Annotated in this window: 2 protein-coding genes and 1 pseudogene; 1 reads left to right on the forward strand and 2 read right to left on the reverse strand. The window is 70.6% G+C overall.

The window, feature by feature from the left end; translation table 11 throughout:
• Together WBA11_RS14400 and WBA11_RS14405 are read right to left on the reverse strand one after the other, a co-directional pair.
• The coding region (locus WBA11_RS14400; protein WP_424521363.1) for a hypothetical protein at positions 1 to 353 on the reverse strand (353 nt) is incomplete at its 3' end.
• Between the two features lie 62 nt (positions 354 to 415).
• Positions 416 to 1,786 carry a dipeptidase gene (locus tag WBA11_RS14405; RefSeq protein WP_424521364.1) on the reverse strand — a complete coding sequence of 457 codons (1,371 nt, stop codon included), beginning with the start codon at positions 1,784 to 1,786 and terminating at the stop codon, positions 416 to 418.
• A gap of 134 nt (positions 1,787 to 1,920) precedes the next feature.
• On the opposite strand from WBA11_RS14405, the pseudogene WBA11_RS14410 reads away from it, so the two are divergent.
• Positions 1,921 to 2,241 (forward strand): annotated as a pseudogene (locus WBA11_RS14410) (hypothetical protein); the annotation flags it as partial.

Below are 2,241 nucleotides of genomic sequence, written 5' to 3' on the forward strand. Positions count from 1 at the left end.
ACCATCAGCAGGCGCGGGTCGGCGTACTGCTGGCGCGTGACGGTCCCCGGCGGCATCATCCCGAACGCCGGGCTCGATGCGCGCGGGTGGAAGTGCGAGCCCGCTGTCCCACCGTCGGCGACGGGACCCAAGATGTGGTTGAGCACCGTCCCCCGCGCGTCGGCCCATTGGAGCGTCACGCCGGGGAGGGCGACCATCGCGTAGGTCTCGCCCTCGGCGTCCAGGACCTCGCCCTCGAGGCCGAGGCGGCTGAGCGCGTCCTCGAGGGCGGCCGGAGCGGCGAGCGTGTCCGAGTCCGGCGTGACCGCGGGCGCGTTGGGCTCGGCGGTGCAGGCCAGGAGGACAACGGGCAAGAGGCATAGGACGAGGGACAGGCGCCCTCGCGCCGTCCGCTTCGAGTCCATCGCCCCTCGCCTCAAACCTCTTGCCCCGCGAACGCGTCCATAAACCGGATCGAGGCCTCGATGCCTTGGTGGAACCGGTCCAGGCCGAACCGCTCGTTGGGGCTGTGGATCGAGTCGGAATCCAAGCCGAAGCCCATCAGGACGGTGTCCAGGCCGAGGATCTTTTTGAAGTCGGCCACGATGGGGATCGAGCCGCCCTCGCGGGTAAAGTGCGGCCGTTGGCCGAAGACGCCCTCGAGGGCGGTGGCCGCCGCCCGCATGGCCGGGGCGTCGCGGTCCACGATCACGCCGTGGCCGCCGTGCAAGTTGCGGAACGTCAAGGTCATCGTGTCCGGGACGTGCGCTTCGAAGTGCGCCCGGAGCTTGTCCGTGATCTCGCCCGGCGTCTGACCCGGCACGAGTCGGCACGAGATCTTGGCGGTCGCCTTGGACGGCAGGACGGTCTTGGCGCCCTCGCCGGTGTAGCCGCCCCAGATCCCGTTGACGTCCAACGTCGGCCGTCCCGATGTCCCCTCGAGGACGGAAAAGTCCCCCTCGGACTTGGTCGCGCTCACGCCGGCCTCGCTCTTCCAGGCCTCGAGGTCGAACGGTAGGTCGCGGTACGCCTGGCGTTCGTCGTCGGTCAGGTCGATGACGTTGTCGTAGAAGCCCTCGACGGTGACGCGGTGGTCGTGGTCGTGGAGATCGGAGATCATCCGGGCCAACGCGTTGATCGGGTTCTCGACACCGCCGCCGTAGACGCCGGAGTGTAGATCCTTGGACGGCCCTTGCAGTTCGACCTCGACGTAGGCCAGCCCGCGCAAGCCGTACGCGATCGACGGGACGCCGGGCGCGAAGAGGGCCGTGTCGCTGACGACCACGACGTCGGCTTTGAGCCGGTCCTGGTGCTCGCGCAGGAAGTCCGGCAGGTGCTTGCTCCCGATCTCCTCCTCGCCCTCGACCAAGAGCTTGAGGTTGACCGGCAAACGCGACGTGCCCAGCATGGCCTCGGCGGCCTTGACGTGCATAAAGACCTGGCCCTTGTCGTCAGCGGCGCCGCGCGCGACCAGATCGCCGTCGACCTCGACGGGCTCGAACGGGTCGTGGTCCCACAGCTCGATCGGGTCCGGCGGCTGGACGTCGTAGTGGCCGTAGACCAGGACCGTCGGGGCGTCGTCGGAGACGTGGTGCGAGGCGAGCACGACCGGATGGCCCGCCGTGTCCACGACCTCGACGGCCTCGAGGCCGGCGTCGCGCAGGTTGTCGGCCAGCCAGTCGGCCGCGCGTCGCGTCTGGGCGTCGTGGTTGGAATCGGTCGAGACGGAGGGGATGCGGAGCCACGCCTTGAGCTCGTCGACGAAGCGGTCGGCGTGGTCCTGGGCGTACTGGAGGGCGTCGGTCATGGGCGTCGAGGGCGCGTGTCCGTGCCTACGCGCGCCGTCCGACGCGGCTCCGCACGATCGAGGGCGGGGGAGACGTTCGTGGATGGTATCCGTCGCTCGGATAGGCTAACCCCCTCTGCGCTCGCCCTCGACCCGTGCGCCTCGTCCTCCTCACTCTCGCCGTCTGCCTAGCCGCGTGCGACTCCGCCACGCCGGAGCCACCTGTCACGCCGGGGCCGCCCGTGATGCCGGAGCCACCCCCGGGCGAGGGCGCGTCGGTCGAGCGACTGGCCCCGTTTCCCGACCTCGAGGTCTACGAGGAGACGGGCTGGCGCGCCCTCGATGTCGACGGGCGTTTCCAGGGCAACCCGGCCGCCGGCTCGGTGACCCTGAGCCTCGAGCCGCTCACGCCGGGCGTCGTCGAGGCCGACGACGCGTTGCGGGTCCGGCCGCTCGCGGTCGGGACGGCCAGGTCC

It is taken from the genome of Rubrivirga sp. (genome assembly GCF_049648075.1).
Classification (GTDB): Bacteria; Bacteroidota; Rhodothermia; order Rhodothermales; family Rubricoccaceae; genus Rubrivirga.